General features: G+C 34.3%; 17 protein-coding genes and 1 tRNA gene. 13 read left to right on the forward strand and 5 right to left on the reverse strand.

Features of this window, described 5'->3' with window-relative positions; all coding sequences use genetic code 11:
* The first annotated feature begins 317 nt into the window (after positions 1-317).
* The 5 genes from sufC (at position 318) to dnaB (ending at position 5,728) form a co-directional block, all read left to right on the forward strand.
* Positions 318-1,064 (forward strand): Fe-S cluster assembly ATPase SufC, encoded by a 747-nt coding sequence (gene sufC / locus CCPUN_RS01410; protein WP_133281807.1) that lies wholly within the window; start codon positions 318-320, stop codon positions 1,062-1,064.
* On the forward strand, positions 1,003-2,382 hold the full coding sequence (sufD, locus tag CCPUN_RS01415; RefSeq protein WP_133281808.1) for a Fe-S cluster assembly protein SufD: 1,380 nt from the start codon (positions 1,003-1,005) through the stop codon (positions 2,380-2,382). Before sufC ends, sufD begins: the two co-directional genes overlap by 62 nt.
* Positions 2,383-2,416: 34 nt before the next feature.
* A complete protein-coding gene (locus CCPUN_RS01420) occupies positions 2,417-3,655 on the forward strand; it encodes an aminotransferase class V-fold PLP-dependent enzyme (protein WP_133281809.1) in 1,239 nt (412 codons plus the stop codon).
* 1 nt (position 3,656) lies between these two features.
* Entirely contained in the window at positions 3,657-4,100 is a 444-nt protein-coding gene (locus CCPUN_RS01425; protein WP_133281810.1) for a SufE family protein, read from the forward strand.
* 125 nt (positions 4,101-4,225) lie between these two features.
* Entirely contained in the window at positions 4,226-5,728 is a 1,503-nt protein-coding gene (gene dnaB, locus CCPUN_RS01430) for a replicative DNA helicase (protein WP_133281811.1), read from the forward strand.
* Positions 5,729-6,253: 525 nt separating this feature from the next.
* On the opposite strand, the gene CCPUN_RS01435 is transcribed toward dnaB, so the two are convergent.
* From CCPUN_RS01435 to smpB, 3 genes are all read right to left on the reverse strand, one after another.
* On the reverse strand, positions 6,254-7,384 hold the full coding sequence (locus CCPUN_RS01435) for an HD domain-containing protein (protein WP_133281812.1): 1,131 nt from the start codon (positions 7,382-7,384) through the stop codon (positions 6,254-6,256).
* 498 nt (positions 7,385-7,882) lie between these two features.
* Positions 7,883-8,701, reverse strand: a complete 819-nt coding sequence (locus tag CCPUN_RS01440; RefSeq protein WP_133281813.1) for a hypothetical protein — start codon at positions 8,699-8,701, stop codon at positions 7,883-7,885.
* A gap of 110 nt (positions 8,702-8,811) precedes the next feature.
* A complete protein-coding gene (gene smpB / locus CCPUN_RS01445) occupies positions 8,812-9,279 on the reverse strand; it encodes an SsrA-binding protein SmpB (protein WP_133281814.1) in 468 nt (155 codons plus the stop codon).
* Between the two features lie 294 nt (positions 9,280-9,573).
* On the opposite strand from smpB, the gene CCPUN_RS01450 reads away from it, so the two are divergent.
* Together CCPUN_RS01450 and CCPUN_RS01455 are read left to right on the forward strand one after the other, a co-directional pair.
* Positions 9,574-11,214 carry an AMP-binding protein gene (locus tag CCPUN_RS01450; protein ID WP_133281815.1) on the forward strand — a complete coding sequence of 547 codons (1,641 nt, stop codon included), beginning with the start codon at positions 9,574-9,576 and terminating at the stop codon, positions 11,212-11,214.
* A 116-nt stretch (positions 11,215-11,330) separates the two neighbouring features.
* Positions 11,331-11,900, forward strand: a complete 570-nt coding sequence (locus CCPUN_RS01455; protein ID WP_133281816.1) for a ribosome maturation factor RimM — start codon at positions 11,331-11,333, stop codon at positions 11,898-11,900.
* Between the two features lie 110 nt (positions 11,901-12,010).
* On the opposite strand, the gene CCPUN_RS01460 is transcribed toward CCPUN_RS01455, so the two are convergent.
* A tRNA-Thr gene (locus CCPUN_RS01460) sits at positions 12,011-12,083 on the reverse strand.
* Positions 12,084-12,287: 204 nt separating this feature from the next.
* Complete coding sequence (gene rplS, locus CCPUN_RS01465; protein ID WP_133281817.1) at positions 12,288-12,647, reverse strand: 50S ribosomal protein L19; 360 nt, start codon at positions 12,645-12,647, stop codon at positions 12,288-12,290.
* A 332-nt stretch (positions 12,648-12,979) separates the two neighbouring features.
* Between rplS and lepA the strand changes: the two genes are divergently transcribed.
* The 6 genes from lepA (at position 12,980) to CCPUN_RS01495 (ending at position 17,987) form a co-directional block, all read left to right on the forward strand.
* Entirely contained in the window at positions 12,980-14,779 is a 1,800-nt protein-coding gene (gene lepA, locus CCPUN_RS01470) for a translation elongation factor 4 (RefSeq protein WP_133281818.1), read from the forward strand.
* 227 nt (positions 14,780-15,006) lie between these two features.
* Positions 15,007-15,264 carry a 50S ribosomal protein L28 gene (gene rpmB / locus CCPUN_RS01475; protein WP_133281819.1) on the forward strand — a complete coding sequence of 86 codons (258 nt, stop codon included), beginning with the start codon at positions 15,007-15,009 and terminating at the stop codon, positions 15,262-15,264.
* Between the two features lie 41 nt (positions 15,265-15,305).
* A complete protein-coding gene (gene rpmG, locus CCPUN_RS01480) occupies positions 15,306-15,491 on the forward strand; it encodes a 50S ribosomal protein L33 (RefSeq protein WP_133281820.1) in 186 nt (61 codons plus the stop codon).
* Positions 15,492-15,503: 12 nt separating this feature from the next.
* Positions 15,504-15,662, forward strand: coding sequence for a DUF4295 domain-containing protein (locus tag CCPUN_RS01485; RefSeq protein ID WP_133281821.1), 159 nt, complete (start codon positions 15,504-15,506; stop codon positions 15,660-15,662).
* Between the two features lie 297 nt (positions 15,663-15,959).
* On the forward strand, positions 15,960-16,922 hold the full coding sequence (gene ftsY, locus CCPUN_RS01490; protein ID WP_133281822.1) for a signal recognition particle-docking protein FtsY: 963 nt from the start codon (positions 15,960-15,962) through the stop codon (positions 16,920-16,922).
* A 129-nt stretch (positions 16,923-17,051) separates the two neighbouring features.
* The gene (locus CCPUN_RS01495; protein ID WP_133281823.1) at positions 17,052-17,987 is read left to right on the forward strand and encodes a ubiquitin carboxyl-terminal hydrolase family protein; all 936 of its coding nucleotides are present in this window, start codon (positions 17,052-17,054) and stop codon (positions 17,985-17,987) included.
* The last annotated feature ends 135 nt before the right edge of the window (positions 17,988-18,122 follow it).

Here is an 18,122-nt window from a genome sequence, read left to right on the forward strand (position 1 = left end):
GCAATCATGATAGTCATTGATAGCATAAATAAAGGTAACGCTTGGGCTAAGTAAAATCATATATTTGTACCACCACCTAATTATTTTAATTATAGATCAAGAACGTACATGTTAAGTTAACCCAAACTATAAAAAAAATTGTATTTTTATTTTTGTTTGATCAAATCAATAAAAATAGCATACATACGTTTGTGTATGTATTTTCAAAGATCTTTAGTATTAAAAAACTATATGTAAAGTGGCTTGATAAAGTACTACACAGCTTTTTGTGGAAAATAAATTATAGTCATATTAACCTCAACTTAAGAAATTCTACCATGCTTACAATAGAAGATTTACATGTAAATGTAGGGGATAAAAAAGTACTCAATGGTGTAAACCTTCAAATACATCCTGGACAACTACATGCTATTATGGGACCCAATGGAGCTGGGAAAAGTACACTAGCGGCTGTTCTAGCTGGAAGAGAGGGTTATGAAGTTACGCAAGGAAGTGTTACTTTCCTTGGCCAAGATTTATTGGCCTTGACACCAGAAGCTAGAGCAGCATTAGGCCTTTTTTTGGCTTTTCAGTATCCCGTGGAAATTCCAGGCGTAACGACAACTAATTTCCTAAAAACAGCTATTAATCAAATAAGAAAGCAAAAAGAAGTAGAGCCACTCAACGCAGTTGCTTTTTTAGCGCTTTTAAAAGAAAAAATGGCACTTGTTAATATGGATCAATCATTGGTACAACGTTCCATAAATGAAGGTTTTTCTGGAGGAGAGAAAAAAAGAAATGAAATCTTACAAATGGCTATGCTAGATCCTTGTTTATCCATTTTAGATGAAACAGATTCTGGTCTAGACATTGATGCATTAAAGACCGTATCCCATGGTATTAATAAGTTGCGTAGCACAATAAATGCTATGGTATTGATTACCCATTATCAAAGATTATTAGATTACGTTGTGCCAGACTTTGTGCATGTCTTTTACGATGGCAGAATTATAGCGTCTGGTGATGGAGCGCTTGCTAAAAGGTTGGAAAAAGAGGGATATGGGTGGATCACGCAAACAATCTAATCAAACAGTTATGAATGTATTTACAAATTGGTTAGATCAAGCATTAAAAACATTACCTCTTACAGATCCTTTGTATTCAGATCGTTTCATTGCTTTTAAAAAACTCTATAACCACGATTTTGTAGAAGCTCAAAAAGAAAACTATAAGTATATAGCGCTTATAGAAATACTTAGACAGCTTACTGGCCAAGATTACAACATCAGTATACCCACTACAGAAATTTTTTCTCAACCAACAACAATATCTTCTTGTGGGCAGAGTACAGTAAAGAAAAACACATTAACTTTTATAAATGGATTATGGTCTCAAGAGCAATCTAGTTTTGATCCTATTTGCCAAGATGTACAGTTGCGCAAATTGAGAGAACTTCCTTTGGTAGAACAACAAGAGATACTAGAAAGTTGTAGAGCTGACCTTGCATCAAGTGATGATATATTTATGATGCTTGGTACTATGTTGTCTCATGAAACCTACCTATTAAAAATTGCGGACCATGTTCAGCAAAAACAAACTATTTTTATTGAACATATTATAACAGCGTCTGCTCCCCATGTAGTACCACGATTTATACTGAAAGTAGGTAAAAAAAGCCAAGTGGAAATTGTAGAAAACTGGTATTCATGTAAAGATGATCTCCATAGTTTCGTAAACAACTTAACCTATATTCAGCTAGCAGAAGGAGGGGAGCTATCATATCATACACTACATACCGAGTATCCATCATTCCATCATGTAAATAATATCTATTGTAAGCAACAAGACCACAGCACATTTGTCCATCATACCTTTACTTTTGGATCTACTATGTTACGTATGAATCTTACTGCTCATATTAGAGGAAGTCATGCTACAACGATGTTGTACGGTCTGTATGGACTTGGTGCAAAAGAGAAAGTTGACCATCATGTTCAGGTTATACACAGTAGACCATACAGTTTAAGCAAACAACACTATAAAGGCATACTGAGCGGTCAGTCTATAGGGGCTTTTAATGGAAAAATTTATCTTACACCAGAAGCTCAGAAAACCAATGCCTATCAAAATAATAATGCCATTGTTTTATCTAATAAAGCCAATCATTTTGTAAAACCACAATTAGAAATTTATGCAGATGATGTCAAGTGCACCCATGGTGCAACTTCTGGGCAGTTAGATAGGGAACAGTTATTTTATTTACAAACACGTGGCATATCAGAACCGTTGGCTAAAAAATTACTATTAGAGGCATTTGGTACAGAAATTATTAATCAAGTAACTATACCTGAACTAAAAAACTACCTATTTGATAAATTCATAGAAAAGCTTCTAAAATTGTAGTATCTTCGATAAGACTGAAATAGCCATTTAAATCATGTTTGCTAGTACGCATCCTTTAGATATAGAACAAATTAGGACCTTTTTTCCTGCACTACATCAGCAAGTTTATGGTAGATCATTGATCTATTTTGATAATGCGGCTACTACCCATAAGCCACTTTCTGTTATACAAAGTGCACAGCATTTTTATGAGCAAGATAATGCCAATGTTCATCGTGGTATGCATGCCTTAGCTACCCGTTCTGCCATGGCTGTAGAACAAACGCGTCTTGCGGTACAAAAATTTATTCATGCTCCAGATGGGGAAAGTATTGTGTTTACCTCTGGCACTACGGAAAGTATTAATCTCATTGCTGCAACATATGGGGAAATGGAAGTGAGTAGGGGAGATGAAATTTTGATTTCTGAAATGGAACACCATGCCAACCTAATTCCTTGGCAAGAGCTTTGTAGAAAAAAGCAGGCCATTTTAAAGTTCATTCCTATAGATGATATTGGTCAGTTAGATTTAACGGATTTAGACAAATTAATTACTACACGTACCAAAATAGTTGCACTAAGTTATGTTTCTAATACATTAGGGACAATTAATCCTATTAAATATCTTATAGATAAGGCGCATCAAGAAGGAGCTGTTGTTGTAATTGATGGTGCTCAAGCAGTGGCTCACTTACCTGTTAACGTTGTTGACTTAGATTGCGACTTTTTTGTTTTCTCAGCACATAAGCTTTATGGTCTTACCGGATTAGGTTTTTTGTATGGGAAGAAAAAATGGTTAGAGCAAATGCCTCCCTATAAAACTGGAGGAGGAGGTGTAAAACGGGTTACATTAACAGAAGCTGTTTATCAAGATGCTCCTTATAAATTTGAAGTAGGAACGCTTCCTTTATCTGCTATTATTTCTTTTTCAGAATCAATAAAATTTGTATCAAGTATAGGTTATGCTAAGTTGACTGCGCATGAAGAATCCTTGTTATGTTATGCATTGGCTGGTTTAATCCATATTCCAAAAATAGAGTTGGTTGGCACAGCTGCCAAAAAAATAGGTATTATTGCTTTCAATATCAGAGGCATGCATCACTTAGATGTAGGGCTATTATTAGATGCCAAAGGCATTGCTGTACGTACAGGTCATTGTTGTACACAGCCACTTATGCAACGACTAGGTATAGAAGGAGTCGTGCGCATTTCTTTTGCTTTATACAATACCATTGAAGAAATAGATCTATTTTTAGAAGCATTGCGACAAATTACACATAAAATGCGCTACTAATATGGTAAAGATACAACATAAGACTATTAAGCAACATCAAGATGAAATCATAGATGCATTTGCTACCTTATCTGATGATAGAGAAACGATGCTGGATTATCTTATTGACTTAGGCGAAACATTGGCACCTATGGATCTAGTATACAAAGTGGATAACTACTTGGTACAAGGATGTATGTCTAAAGTATGGTTGGTTGATACGGAGATGAATGGATTACTTTTCTTTCAAGCAGATAGTAATACCGCTATTACCAAAGGATTAATTAGCCTTTTGATTAAAGTGCTTTCGGGGCAACCTGTACAAGCCATTGCAGAAGTGCAACTCTACTTTATAGAAGTAATCGATCTGCATGGACTTGTAGGCTTTCAACGAGCTAGCGGTTTGGCAAATATGGTTAAAGAAATGAAGCTTAGGGCTTTATCTAGAGTAAGTAAGGTTAAGTAGTATGTAGCCACTCATTTATATTTAGCATATATAGAAATTTTATTTTTTATTCATTTCAAGAATATATAAGTTGGTTGGCTATAGGATTACAATAATCCTAATTTAAAAAATCGTATACTTGTGTTATGGCAATTTATACACAGAACCCAGACACGGAACCAGCTACGGCAGCTTTTCTCAAATCTGACAACTTTGCTGCTCATGCAAAGTATCCCCCCCACGCTCTAGATTTAGAAGAAGGCGTTTTGGGTGCATTAATGTTGGAAAAAGAGGCTGTGGTCAGTGTAATAGACCTGTTAAAGCCCAACAGTTTCTATAAAGAGGCACATCAGGAAATATATCGGGCTATTGTTCAGCTTTTTCATGATGCTGAACCTATAGACATGCTTACAGTGGTTAATCAACTTCGTAAAGTTGGTAAATTGTCCGAGGTAGGAGGAAGTTATTACGTAAGTTATCTAACTACCCGTGTCAGTTCCTCTGCAAACATTGAATTTCATGCTCGAGCAATTATTGAATATGCTATTCGAAGAAAACTAATAGAGATTTCCACTTCGGTTCAGAAAAATGCATATGATCCCACTATGGATGTATTTAATGTTTTGGACCGTACAGAGCAAGCGCTCTTTGAAGTTTCCGACGATAATGTCCGCAAAGGGTATGTAGATATGCGCTCATTATTGGTAGAAGCTTTCGATAATTTGTCCAGTAGACGTGCACGTGCCGATGGTCTTACAGGTATTCCGAGTGGGTTCACAGCACTAGACCGGATTACATCTGGTTGGCAAAAGTTTGACTTGATTATTATTGCAGCTAGGCCTGGGATGGGAAAAACAGCTTTTATACTCTCTGCTTTGCGTAATGCAGCAGTAGATCACAAAACACCTGTAGCCATTTTTTCTTTAGAAATGGGGGCGCTTCAGCTCGTAAACCGATTGGTTTCTGCTGAAGCAGAGTTATCTAGTGAAAAAATAAAACAGGGTAAATTAATGGATCATGAGTGGGAACAGTTGTTACACAAAACGGCAGAGCTTTCAAATTCCCCCATCTATGTAGACGATACACCAGCGCTCTCTATTTTTGAATTACGTGCTAAATGCCGAAGGCTCAAAGCAAAACACAATATTCAATTGGTTGTCATTGATTATTTGCAACTTATGTCAGGTGATTCCGCCAAAGTAGGAGGAGGTAATCGCGAACAAGAAATTGCTTCTATTTCCCGTGCACTTAAGAGTATAGCTAAGGAGTTAGACATTGCTGTTATAGCACTTTCTCAATTGAGTCGAGCTGTAGAAACACGTGGTGGAAGCAAACGGCCCCAACTCTCTGATCTTCGAGAATCGGGTTCTATCGAGCAAGATGCTGATCTCGTTTTATTTTTATACAGGCCAGAATATTATGGTTTAACAGAAGATGAGTCTGGTAACCCTACACATGGTCTTGCTGAAGTTATTATTGCAAAACACCGAAATGGTTCATTAGATAATGTGCAGTTACAATTTATGGGGCAGTATACAAAATTTTCCGATTGTGGCATTACATCTTCTGCTATGCAACCAGAGCATGTTACTACTGTAATCCGTTCTAGTAAAGCAAATGAGCCAAATGATTCATCAAATTTGTTTTGAATAAGCTGATAACTAGATTTGCTTTTTAAGCTTATCTAAATCTGTTTTAGACAAATTGGTGACAGATCTGATTAAAATGCGTCTTCATGGGAGGCAGTGTACACCTGCTACAGGTATCATTGATGTAGTCTTCTCTATTACTGCCTACATATAGCTCATTAAGATATATCGAGCTATAAAAAATGCATGTTTAAAAAAAATAAAAGGATTAATCTGACATTCCGCACTAAAAAACATAAATTTTTAATTATTTGACCATGGATTTGTGTAGTAACTTTCATGGTTGAATAAAATAAGTTGCAGTTAGTAACTATAACTACATATTAATTATTCAATACTTTGCGAAAGTCCTTTATTTATCTATTAATACAAATATAAGTGGTGCGGAATATGGATTATAAAATATGGCTATATCTAAAAATGCAAGCACAATTATCTATTTTTCGAAAGTCCTGAATCTGTTATAAACGCTATGTAAAGCTTGATAACAGGCCCAAGAAAAGTCAATTTTTTGATCTTCTCTTTTTAGGAGATATTTTGAATATTAGATTTATACTTCCAATGAGCAGCATTACCAAATTCTGCTATGTAATCCATGCGTTCTGTACGTATCTGGACTTCTAATTGTTCCTTTTGATTTGTTTGAAGTGTAAGATGCAATGATTCATAGCCACTTTCTCTTGGCAGACTTACCCAGTCTCTCATAACATGATACATCGGTTTATAAAGCTTACTAATAATGGTAAAAACTTTCCAGCAAGCTACTTTTTCTTGTTCCCGTGTTTTACCATCCATATTTGTTAGAATAATTCTAACGGCAGCAAGATCATATATTTGCTCAAATCCCACCTTTAATCTTTGAATTTTATTCCAAATAGAATAAACAGATTTAACCCTATTTTTTACCTTAAAGGTAACATTACGATTTTTTAGTGCAGACTTAATCTCTTCGGAAACCAACTCTAGCCTTTTTTGTCTTTGTAATTTGGTGATACCAAGTTTTGCAGTAATTACATAATAATTTAGTGTATCAGAATGTTTTAACCAGAAATCAGCTAGTTTCGCTTGTATATCATATAGCCGCATTCTATGGGCTAAAGGAATATAAAAGTATTTTAACTCAAGCAATAGTTGCGTATCTGATAAATTATGTCCTAAATCAGAATTTTCTAATATAACACCACTACATTTTATACGAATAATGTCACAAATTTGTAACAAAATAGCTAAGATGTGGGGAAGGTTTATATCAGGATGCGTTGGGTAACTACGAATGGTATCATCATGAATTCTGCAGTTCTTTAAGGAACGTAGCTCTTCTAAGATAGCAGACGTTCTTGAACCAAATCGACTTTCAATTGTTTCTTTAGATAATAATCCAGACAAAAAAGGGGGAGATAGGATTGCAGCTATAGCCACTGAAATGTCTTTAGACATTTCAGTGGCAGCAATAATAGCTACTTGAAGGGATTCTTTTGGACAACGTAAAAAGACTCCTTTTAATTTACTTTTATCAAAATCAAAACTACTTGCTAATAAATATGCTTCCTCTAGGATAAGAGATGTCTTTTCAAGATCATTTGAATTATTTGCTAGGACTCTTGCTAATTGATGTAAATCCCAAGAGCCTATATCAAGCACATCGTTTTTTCCCATCTTAATTATTATCCAATATCAATATTTATAAGATTCCTCTATCCATTTTTTTGACTTAAAAAGACTACACAATCTTTATTTAGAACTAATATTCATTTGAACTATTTCCATTACTTTTTCAGAAAAATTTCGTAAAAACCAATTCATAATATTACTAATTTCCACATTCAGTATAAACTATAAGGACTAGATTCTTTATAAATGCTAAATCAAAGATCTAAGGATAAACACATGCTACTAACTCTTACATTAAGAGAACCGTTTCACCAAATGCATATAGCATTTTATGGAATTTTTATCAAATTTGCAAAAATATTATGCGGCTTAGTTGTTTAGGACTTGCTATCAACTGATTCCGGTGGGCCAACCACCATGCCTTACACAACATTATGCTAGATTACTCCGTTCATAAATTTCCTTGCGTTGGTTGTCCGTTTACTAAGTCTATCAATTTGCTCCTTCAGCTCCGTAATTTCCTTCTCCTGCTTATTAATTTCCTCATTCAGATGACCGAATGCTCCTTGTAATACTACCTTCTTCTTGAACCACTATGTCAAGATCTTCCTGACCCTTTGCTAATTTTTTCTCTAACATTTCTTTCTCTTGAATTACTTTTTCAAGATTTTCCTGACTCTCTGCTAAAGCTTGCTCTAACGTTTTTTTCTCCTTATTTAAATCGGTCTGTGATTGTTCGTCATCTTCAGATTCATCCTTATCGAAAGGTTTTTGAATACGTAATGTACAACTGGTTTTTCTGTTTGTGAATGGTCTTTCATTGTCATTTTCAACCAATACAGTTTTTAATTCTATCTTAAGATCACCATCAAAGTCTTCTTGGGAGCAAGTAAAAAACAACTTATGTTTGTTTTCAGTGCATCCAAATTCAAACCCATTTTCAAGTTTTTCTCCGCTTGAGGTTTCCAAGTAGCCATTTCTACTTTTTATTTTTATATTTTTTACTCTAATTTTTAGATTTTTCTTTGTTATAGTTGATGTTTCCAAGTATACATATTGACTTCCATCTTCCTTTCCTGTGTTCTTGGCTACAGGTTTTAAATCACTTTTGATGGGGTGATGGCAACAAAAGAAAACCAATAGATTGATAGGGATCTTTTCTCCAAAAGAACCTACTGGCTGCAATGGCTTTAAAGTAATATTGTAGTCTGCGGAATTATTCATCTTATTCACAAGATGTAAACTAATATTACGAGCAGGATGACTACAAGATTGTAGCCAAAGATATAATAATAGAATAATACTTTTTAGGACATAGATATACCTGAACCTGTTATAGATATGTTTATTCATTTTTGCCATGTCCTATATTTATTTTTTTATAAAAATATGAAATACAATAGAAAATGTATAATAATTATTTTTGCTACATTAGCTGAAGGATTATTTAACAAAATAATTATAATGCATTATTATGTAATTATCTGATTACTACCAGAACGTTCTAAGTCTCTTTCTTTAATAGCCTGACGTTTATCATGGATTTTTTTTCCACGTGATAGGGCTATCTCTACTTTAGCAAACCCTCTTTGATTGATAAATAGTTGCAAAGGTATTATGGTAAGTCCTTTTGCTTGACTTTTAATTAGCTTTTGTAATTCTTTTTTTTGCAATAGCAACTTTCGGTCACGTTTCTCTTCATGGTTATAGATATTACCATGGACATATGCATCAATATGCATGCCTTTTATGCAAAGTGAAGATTGATTAAAGTAACAATATGCTTCTTGCAGTGATGCTTTACCCATTCGAATGGACTTTATTTCTGTCCCTTGTAAAACAATGCCAGCTACATATCTCTCTAAAAAACTAAATTCAAAACGGGCTTTTCTATTTTGAATATGAACATTTACAGGAAGTTTCGTTTTTTTTCCTGACATATATTTACTTTAAAGAAAGTGTTGTATAATGTGTCATTATTATGAATTGTTTACAGACTTTTTGTTATACCAAACAAATAAAAATAGGAATAAAACCCCAAAAAACACGCTCATTTACTATTATTTAAGCCTAAGTTGTTGTCTTAATTTTTATTCGCCTAGATGAAACACAATCCTTAGTTACCATACAATTTTTTTACTTAGGCATGGAACCAGTTTTAGTGATTATAAATTTATTCAACAATATTATTGCTATATTGTGTCGGTAACAAAAAAAGAAAATAACTATTTATTATGGAAAAGGAACCTTGGCTTACTCATTATCCTGAATCACTGCTTCAAAAAATTGATTTTTCTGCATATAGCTCATTGGTCCATATGATAGAAGAAACTTTTTCAAAATATAGAGATTTGCCAATGTGTGAAAACATGGGTAAAATACTTACTTTTGATGCAGTAGATAAACTTTCAAAATCTTTTGCGGCTTATATACAACAATATACCAATTTAGAAATTGGCACACATGTTGCCATTCAATTACCCAATCTACTACAATACCCAATTGTAGTATTTGGTCTATTACGTGCAGGTTTAGTAGTTGTAAACATTAATCCACAATATACTCCTCATGAAATGGCTTACCAGCTCAAAGACGCTGGTGTACGGGCTATTGTTGTATTAGAGAATTTTGCTTACAAGCTGGCTAAAATCTTGCCAGAGACATCTATACAAACGATTATTATTACAAAGGTAGGTGACATGCTTGGTTCCGTTAAAGGCAGGTTGCTAAATTTTGCCATTAAACATATTAAAAAACTGATTCCTACATATGATCTCCCACAGGCAATCTCTTTTAAACAAACATTAGAGATAGGTAGAAAAGCCATATTTTCTCCTGTATCTTTACAGTCTTCAGATATAGCTTTTTTGCAATATACTGGTGGTACTACTGGCGTGTCAAAAGCAGCTATTCTATCTCATGGGAACATTACAGCTAACTTACAACAACTAGAACCTGTAATGCGTCTTAGATTAAAGGAAAGGGTAGAGAGAACCATTATCCCACTTCCATTTTATCATATTTTAGGGTTAGGCAGCCTATTTGCTATGGCTAAAATAGGTGCAAAATCTTTACTTATTACAAATCCTAGAGATATTCCAAGATTTGTAAAAGAATTAAAAAAAAATAAACCGACTTGTTTAATAGGACTCAATACGCTTTTTGAAAAACTATTAACCAATGAGCAATTTAGAAAATTAGATTTTTCTACTATGAAACTTACAGTAGCAGGGGGCATGAGCACACAAGCCATTGTTAAGGAACAATGGGAGGGATTAACTGGTAGTAAACTCGTAGAAGGATATGGTCTTACAGAATGTTCTCCTGGTGTTTCTACAGATATGATAAATGGGGTAAACCATATCCCTTTTCCAGAAACATCTGTAATAATAGCTAATGAAGAAGGTGATGCGTTACCTTACGGAGTAGCAGGAGAGTTACTCGTTAAAGGTCCTCAGGTAACCCAATCTTATTGGCAAAAGCCAATGGAAACAGAACAGGCTTTTATCAATGGATGGTTTAGAACGGGTGACATTGCCATTATGGATGCAAATGGATTTATATCAATTGTAGATCGTAAAAAAGATATGATTAATGTTTCTGGATTTAATGTATATCCCAATGAGATAGAGCATGTTTTAATAGGCCATCCTAAAGTATTAGAGGTCGGTGCTATTGGCGTAGAAGATATTACACTCAAAGAAGCTATAAAGGTATTTATTGTAAAAAAGGATGCAACACTCACTGCAGAGGAAATTATAAACTACTGTAAGGAAAAAATGACTCGATATAAAATTCCTAAATATATTGAGTTCCGCAATAGTTTGCCTAAATCTCCTATTGGGAAAGTACTCCGGAAGCTTTTAAAAGAATAGGCATCGGTTCTGATTTTAGCCATGCAATATTCTTAGGAAGGCAATATTGCTAATTATATATGTATAAAACTTACTATACTGTAAACCACCTGCCGGTGGCCTTATTTTTTTAACACATGTCTTTATTTTCCATTCAACTATTTTACGATTCCATTCAAAGAGATCAGTACTTCCATATTGGCTCATTCGGAAAGCCAATTGGCATCAATGGTGAAATTATAGCCAAATTTTTATATGAGCTAGATGAGTCAGTATTAAAAAAGCTGCCTGCATTCTTTGTAGAGAGAGAACAGATAAAAGTTCCCTATCATATCAACAATATTTCTTTTAAAGAGGGTAAAGCAATTGTACAATTGGATTTAATTCGATCGAAAACAGTAGCTTATACATTGTGCAACCTACCATTGTTTATTCCAACACCACTTAAGTCTGAATGTATAAAAACAGCGCATGCTTCTATCCCCTGTGATTTTTTAATAGACTTTTTAGTCCATGATACACAACTAGGCCCTCTGGGTAAGGTAGAGACTATATATCCTGTACAGGATCAATATATACTTGGCATTGCTTATCAGAATAAAGAATTGCTAGTCCCCTACCATAGGGAATTTATAATAAAAACAGATGAAAAACATAAAAAAATAACTATACAACTCCCAGAAGGTTATTTAGATGCTATGCAATAAGATCTGAATAGGGTATTAAAATTTAATAAAATTATGCATTTGAAAATAGCAAGAGTCAGCTTTGGAAGCTTACCATATCATATAATAAAACCACCACTGAGTAGGAATAGTGCCCCCTGCCGGAATCGAACCAGCAACCTACTGATTACAAATCAGTTGCTCTGCCAATTGAGCTAAGGAGGCCGAAGATTACTTTTTATTAAAAAGCAAAATATAATATAAATATGCCAATACTACTAGTAGTATAAAAGCTAATCAATACTTACAAGTAAAACAAATATATAAAATATTTTCCAAACTGCTCTAGCAACAAATTACATAGTACCCAATTAAGTACCATATAATTAATATTATTCCAGATTAGAACTTATTTACTGCCATTTTTTTTTACCTCAGCTCTTTGATACGAGCGGCTTTACCTTGTTTGCCTCGTAGATAAAAAATCCTAGCTCTACGTACATATCCCCTTCTTTTTACTTCTATTTTTTCTATGTTAGGCGAGAACAAAGGAAAGATACGTTCCACACCAACTTCTTTAGAGACCTTACGTACTGTAAATGTTTCTCCGCTACTGTTAGGATTTCTACGTTGGATCACTGTCCCCTCAAATTGCTGGATACGAACTTTATTTCCTTCTTGTATTTTTACATGCACATTAACAGTATCTCCCGCCTTAAAAAAAGCAGGACACTTTTCTGCTGGGTTGGAATTACATACTGTCTCAACATATTTTATCAAATGATTCATGTCTGGGTCTCTACTAATTTAAATTTTTTATCAAAAAGATACCATAAAGATAATAAAATCTTCTAATTTTTTCACTGTACCTTGTATGCTAAAATTTTAAACGAAAAAATGAACTGCATTCATTTCCAAAAGACAACTATGTGCTTTGAAGAGAGCAGAAAATTTGCAGCAAAGTAAATACTTATGAACACATACTTAGCAAGTTGATTTTTGTATAAAGATATTTCAGGATAAATTTAGAGTAATATTTTTCAAATTCCGTACATTAGTAATACATTGTAATTTGAACTTATAATGAGTCAAGCGATTCCTGATTTCAGCGACTGAATTTAATGAAAAACATTAGAAATTTTTGCATAATTGCACACATTGACCATGGGAAAAGTACCCTTGCAGATCGTTTACTAGAATTAACCGAAACCATTGGTGTACGGGAGCAGAAAAATCAAGTATTAGATAATATGGATTTAGAGCGTGAGCGAGGTATTACGATCAAAAGCCATGCCATTCAGATGAAGTATGTTCTTGATGGCCAGTCCTATTTACTTAACCTAATTGATACGCCGGGACATGTCGACTTTACCTATGAAGTTTCTCGATCTATTGCTGCTTGTGAGGGTGCCTTATTAGTTATAGATGCCTCACAGGGGGTAGAAGCACAAACCATTTCCAACTTGTATCTCGCATTGGAACAAAATCTGACCATTATCCCTGTACTCAATAAGATAGATCTTCCTGGAGCGATGCCAGAAGATGTCAAAGACCAAATTGTAGAATTGATAGGATGTGATAGAGATAGCATTATCTCTGCCAGTGCAAAGCAAGGTATAGGGATTCGTGAAATTCTACAAGCAGTCGTTACCCACATACCCGCACCTAAAGGAGATGTTAATGCGCCATTACAATCTATGATTTTTGACTCCGTTTACAACACTTTTCGTGGAGTAGAGGTGTATTTTAGGGTTTTTAATGGAACCATTAAACCAGGAGATCAAATTAAATTTATTAGTACAGATGTAACCTACAAGGTAGAAGAAGTCGGCGTATTAAAACTCCAACAAGTTCCCCAGTTATTTATAGAAGCGGGAAATGTAGGATACATGATAGCTGGGATTAAAAATGCAAGTGAGGTAAAGGTTGGGGATACGATTACACATATAGATAAAGCTGGACATGCTACAGGCATGGCACTTAAAGGATTTGAAGATGTCAAGCCTATGGTTTTTGCTGGAATATATCCAGTAGATACTACGGAGTATGAGCTACTCAGAGACTCCATGGAGAAACTAAAGTTAAATGATGCATCACTTGTCTGGGAGCCAGAAACATCGGCTGCTTTGGGCTTTGGGTTTCGATGTGGTTTCCTTGGCATGCTCCATATGGAAATTATCCAGGAACGTCTTGAAAAAGAATTCAATATCACTATTATAACTACTGTTCCATCGGTACAATTTCATGTAATTGATAACAAAGGTCAATTGGTAAAGATCCAAGCTCCTGCAGAAATGCCAGACTTAAATATAGTAGATCGGATTGAAGAGCCACTTATTCTAGCACAAATTATTACGAAATCTGAATTTGTGGGAGGCATTATAAAACTCTGCATGGACAGAAGGGGTATTTTTAAAAACCAGGTATACCTCACAACAGATCGTGTAGAACTTAGTTTTGAACTACCTTTAGCAGAAGTAGTATTCGATTTCTTTGATAAACTGAAGACCATCTCACGAGGATATGCTTCGTTAGACTATGAATTATCTAGATTTATAGAGTCTGATCTTGTAAAATTAGATATTCTATTGCACAATGAAAAAGTAGATGCGTTGTCAGCCATTGTTCATAGAAACAATGCTTATGACCGTGGCAAGGTCTTATGTAAAAAACTTAAAGAAATCATTCCTCGACATATGTTTGAAGTTAGTATTCAAGCAGCTATTGGTAGTAAAATAATTGCCAGAGAGACTGTCAAATCATTGCGAAAGAACGTAATTGCTAAATGCTATGGAGGAGATATCTCACGTAAAAGAAAGCTTTTAGAAAAACAAAAAAAAGGGAAAAAAAGAATGCGACAAGTTGGATCAGTGGAAGTTCCACAAGAGGCTTTTATGGCTGTATTAAAGCTAGATGAATAAAAGAAGTTATTATTCCTTAATTTTTATTAGGAACTTCATCATATTAGGACTGATTGGGAAAAGTTTCTGCTTTACAACGAGAAAAACGCGTATGGATTTTTTATAAAAATTATTTTCTGATAATTTACGCATATTCAAGATGTATATAAATAGATGTCCATACAGCATACTTTGAAGAAAGAATTAATTATAGTATATTTGTAGGTATTTTAAAAGGTATATTTAACATGGCAAGAATTTGTGATATAACAGGGAAAAGGCCGATTGTAGGAAACAATGTGTCCCATGCAAATAATAAAACCAAAAGGTGGTTTTATCCAAATTTGCAGAAGAAAAATTTTTATATTCCAGAAGAAGATATTTGGGTTCCATTTAAAGTCTGTACTTCTGTTATCCGTACCATAAACAAAAAAGGTATTAGTGCGGTTTTAAAAGAAGCCAAACAACAAGGAACTCTGTCAAAGAAATATCATTGGTTGGTCTAAACCAAAAGGGTACTACACTGTAAAAAATCGTTAAAACAAAGATGGCAAAGAAAAAAGGTGGAAGAGTGCAAGTGATTTTAGAATGTACAGAGCACAAAAGTAGTGGCATGAGAGGTATGTCACGATACTGTACAGAAAAAAACAGAACTACTACTACGGCACGCATGGAGTTAAAAAAGTATAATCCTATACTTAAACGTCATACGGTTCACAAAGAAATTAAATAATTACATACCATTATGGCAAAAAAGGTAGTTGCAACACTTTCCAAAGGAGATACAAAAAAATTGGTTAAATTGATTCAAGCAAAAAAATCAGAAAAAACAGGTGCTTATACTTTTCGAAGTAAAATTATTGCACCTGAATTAATGAAAGAACTTTTATCCAAAGAAATATAAATAAGTTTTTTGAAGGGGGAGGCTAAAATATTTTTGGCATTTAAACCATTAAAAAGTAAAAATTTGTATATCCAGAGGAATTATTGGTTTTTATAGTTATTTGCTGATGCTTGTATTGTACAAAGCATCTCTTTACTTGCATATTTTGTCCAGTGGAGTGGTCTTATCTTTATTTTAAATCAATGTTTGATCTTAATATAAATCATTACTGTAGGAACTCCGGATAACTGCAATTTTATATAGTTTAATAAAATTGTTTATTCATTCCAACAATGATGGAAAAAATCAAAAAAGGTCGTGGATATTTTTAATTTTTTTTCTAAATCTTCTAGCCCAAAAGAGAAAGGGGATGTAGAGAAGGACCTTGCTAAAACAGGAAAGTCCTTCTGGAGTAAACTGTCTAAAATTATTGTTGGTAAATCTACTGTTGATAGTGATATTTTAGATAAATTAGAAGAGCTTCTTCTGAGTTCAGATGTTGGAATAGCTACTACAATGCAGATCATAACCTCAATAGAAAAGCGTGTTGCACAGGATAAGTATATTAATACCAACGAACTAGATCAAATATTAAAGACTGAAGTAAAAAAACTTTTGTCCACTTCTCCTAAATTAGAATGTCTAGTCAGAGACACAGATGTGCATCCACATATAATTCTTGTAGTAGGCGTTAATGGTGTAGGTAAAACAACAACTATTGGAAAACTTGCTGCACAGTTTATAGCTCAAGGTAAAAAGGTTATACTTGGAGCGGCAGATACTTTTCGTGCTGCTGCGGTGGAACAACTTACCATTTGGGGTAATCGTGTAGGAGCAACAGTTATAGCACGAGCCATGCAAAGCGACCCTTCTTCTGTTGCTCATGAAGCTGTGCAAAGAGGAATCGAGCAGAAAGCAGACGTTATCATTATAGACACAGCAGGTCGACTACATACTAAAATCCACCTTGTGAATGAGCTTTCTAAAATCAAACGAACGATTCAAAAATGCCTTCCTGGTGCACCTCAAGAAATATTACTTATATTAGATGGTACTACAGGCCAAAATGCTTTTATCCAAGCAGAAGCTTTTACTGCTGCGGTACAGGTTACAGGCATTGTTATCACCAAACTAGACGGAACCTCTAAAGGGGGTGTAGTACTTGGTATAGCGAATCAATTTTCTATTCCAATCAAATATATTGGAGTAGGGGAACAAATAGGGGATTTAAGACCTTTTAATGCACAAGAATTCGTCGATTCTTTATTCCAAAATTGGTAAAAACATACCTATTTCTTATATAATTGCAGTTATACTGGACTGATTTTTTAAGACAAATTTTTTTGTTCCATAATGTTAAAATACTTACCTTTGCATCTAACAATATTTCAATATTTAAAATTATAGGTTATGCAATTCATAGATCTCGCTAAAAGGATCATACAGTCAGTAGGTGTTATAACATCTATGTTATGGATGTCAGAATGCGCCTGTAATAGGTCTACAGTTAAAACTACACCTGTGCCAGCAGAGCCATCACTGTCTACAGAAGAAGAGCGAGATAAAGCCGTTTCGGCAGAATGGTCTGCAACGAGTACGAGAGATATAAATAATAATACTCCTCCATCTCTGGCTCCTGAAGGAGGGCCTAGGGGAATTTCTAATGTTGGCAATACTTGCTATATGAACGCCGTTTTACAAGTTATTGCTGCTTTGTATGCAGACAAGGTGCCAGATAGTCCACTCCAGGAAATGATTGCCAAAATAAATGCTCCAGAAAGGGAATGTATCAGTAGCAAGGAGGTTGATGACTTAAAAAAGGAATTAGTAAAATTGTCTGAAAAAGAGTCTGTTTTAGAAAAGATGATCCGTTCTACTGAACAACATGATGCTCATGAATTTTTTCAACTACTTAATGAAAAACTACTTTTTTTGGAACAATGTATTTCAGGTGGTGTAAATGGTTATGTGCTTGAATTTCATCCTACTAATTGGAACAATTCGTTTAGCGATATGATCAAAGAAGCAAATCCGACTTTTATCAATTTCTCTGATAAGCTATATGTTCGAATTGATCGAACGGATCCTCAAAAATCAACTAAAATAGATGATAATATAACAGAAACCAAAACAATAACCATTAAATCAGATAAAAACGATACCGATTACACATTAAGTGGCTTTATAGTTCATAAAGGTGGAAGTATGCAGGGGGGGCATTATGTGGCTTATGTAAAAAAAGGTGGTCAATGGTACTTATCCGATGATAGCAATGTAACAAGAAAAGAAGAAACAGCTGCAATAAAAGCATCTGAAAAGGCGTATTTATTTTTCTATACTAAATAGTCGGGTGGTGGTTAACTATTATCCCACATTCCGTCCCACTTATAGTTGTATTAATAGATAGTAACTCCCCAGGCACCTTTTTTATAAAAAATGATTATTGAAATCAAATACATAAGCAAGTATGCTACCAAAATT

Source organism: Cardinium endosymbiont of Culicoides punctatus (assembly GCF_004354815.1).
Lineage (GTDB): Bacteria > Bacteroidota > Bacteroidia > Cytophagales > Amoebophilaceae > Cardinium.

What these genes read in the sequence shown, in the direction of transcription:
- sufC (WP_133281807.1), top strand. Translation starts at nt 318, where the DNA reads ATGCTTACAATAGAAGATTTACATGTAAATGTAGGGGATAAAAAAGTA.
- sufD (WP_133281808.1), top strand. Translation starts at nt 1,003, where the DNA reads ATGGAGCGCTTGCTAAAAGGTTGGAAAAAGAGGGATATGGGTGGATCA.
- CCPUN_RS01420 (WP_133281809.1), top strand. Translation starts at nt 2,417, where the DNA reads ATGTTTGCTAGTACGCATCCTTTAGATATAGAACAAATTAGGACCTTT.
- CCPUN_RS01425 (WP_133281810.1), top strand. Translation starts at nt 3,657, where the DNA reads ATGGTAAAGATACAACATAAGACTATTAAGCAACATCAAGATGAAATC.
- dnaB (WP_133281811.1), top strand. Translation starts at nt 4,226, where the DNA reads ATGGCAATTTATACACAGAACCCAGACACGGAACCAGCTACGGCAGCT.
- CCPUN_RS01435 (WP_133281812.1), bottom strand. Translation starts at nt 7,384, where the DNA reads ATGGGAAAAAACGATGTGCTTGATATAGGCTCTTGGGATTTACATCAA.
- CCPUN_RS01440 (WP_133281813.1), bottom strand. Translation starts at nt 8,701, where the DNA reads ATGGCAAAAATGAATAAACATATCTATAACAGGTTCAGGTATATCTAT.
- smpB (WP_133281814.1), bottom strand. Translation starts at nt 9,279, where the DNA reads ATGTCAGGAAAAAAAACGAAACTTCCTGTAAATGTTCATATTCAAAAT.
- CCPUN_RS01450 (WP_133281815.1), top strand. Translation starts at nt 9,574, where the DNA reads ATGGAAAAGGAACCTTGGCTTACTCATTATCCTGAATCACTGCTTCAA.
- CCPUN_RS01455 (WP_133281816.1), top strand. Translation starts at nt 11,331, where the DNA reads ATGTCTTTATTTTCCATTCAACTATTTTACGATTCCATTCAAAGAGAT.
- rplS (WP_133281817.1), bottom strand. Translation starts at nt 12,647, where the DNA reads ATGAATCATTTGATAAAATATGTTGAGACAGTATGTAATTCCAACCCA.
- lepA (WP_133281818.1), top strand. Translation starts at nt 12,980, where the DNA reads ATGAAAAACATTAGAAATTTTTGCATAATTGCACACATTGACCATGGG.
- rpmB (WP_133281819.1), top strand. Translation starts at nt 15,007, where the DNA reads ATGGCAAGAATTTGTGATATAACAGGGAAAAGGCCGATTGTAGGAAAC.
- rpmG (WP_133281820.1), top strand. Translation starts at nt 15,306, where the DNA reads ATGGCAAAGAAAAAAGGTGGAAGAGTGCAAGTGATTTTAGAATGTACA.
- CCPUN_RS01485 (WP_133281821.1), top strand. Translation starts at nt 15,504, where the DNA reads ATGGCAAAAAAGGTAGTTGCAACACTTTCCAAAGGAGATACAAAAAAA.
- CCPUN_RS01495 (WP_133281823.1), top strand. Translation starts at nt 17,052, where the DNA reads ATGCAATTCATAGATCTCGCTAAAAGGATCATACAGTCAGTAGGTGTT.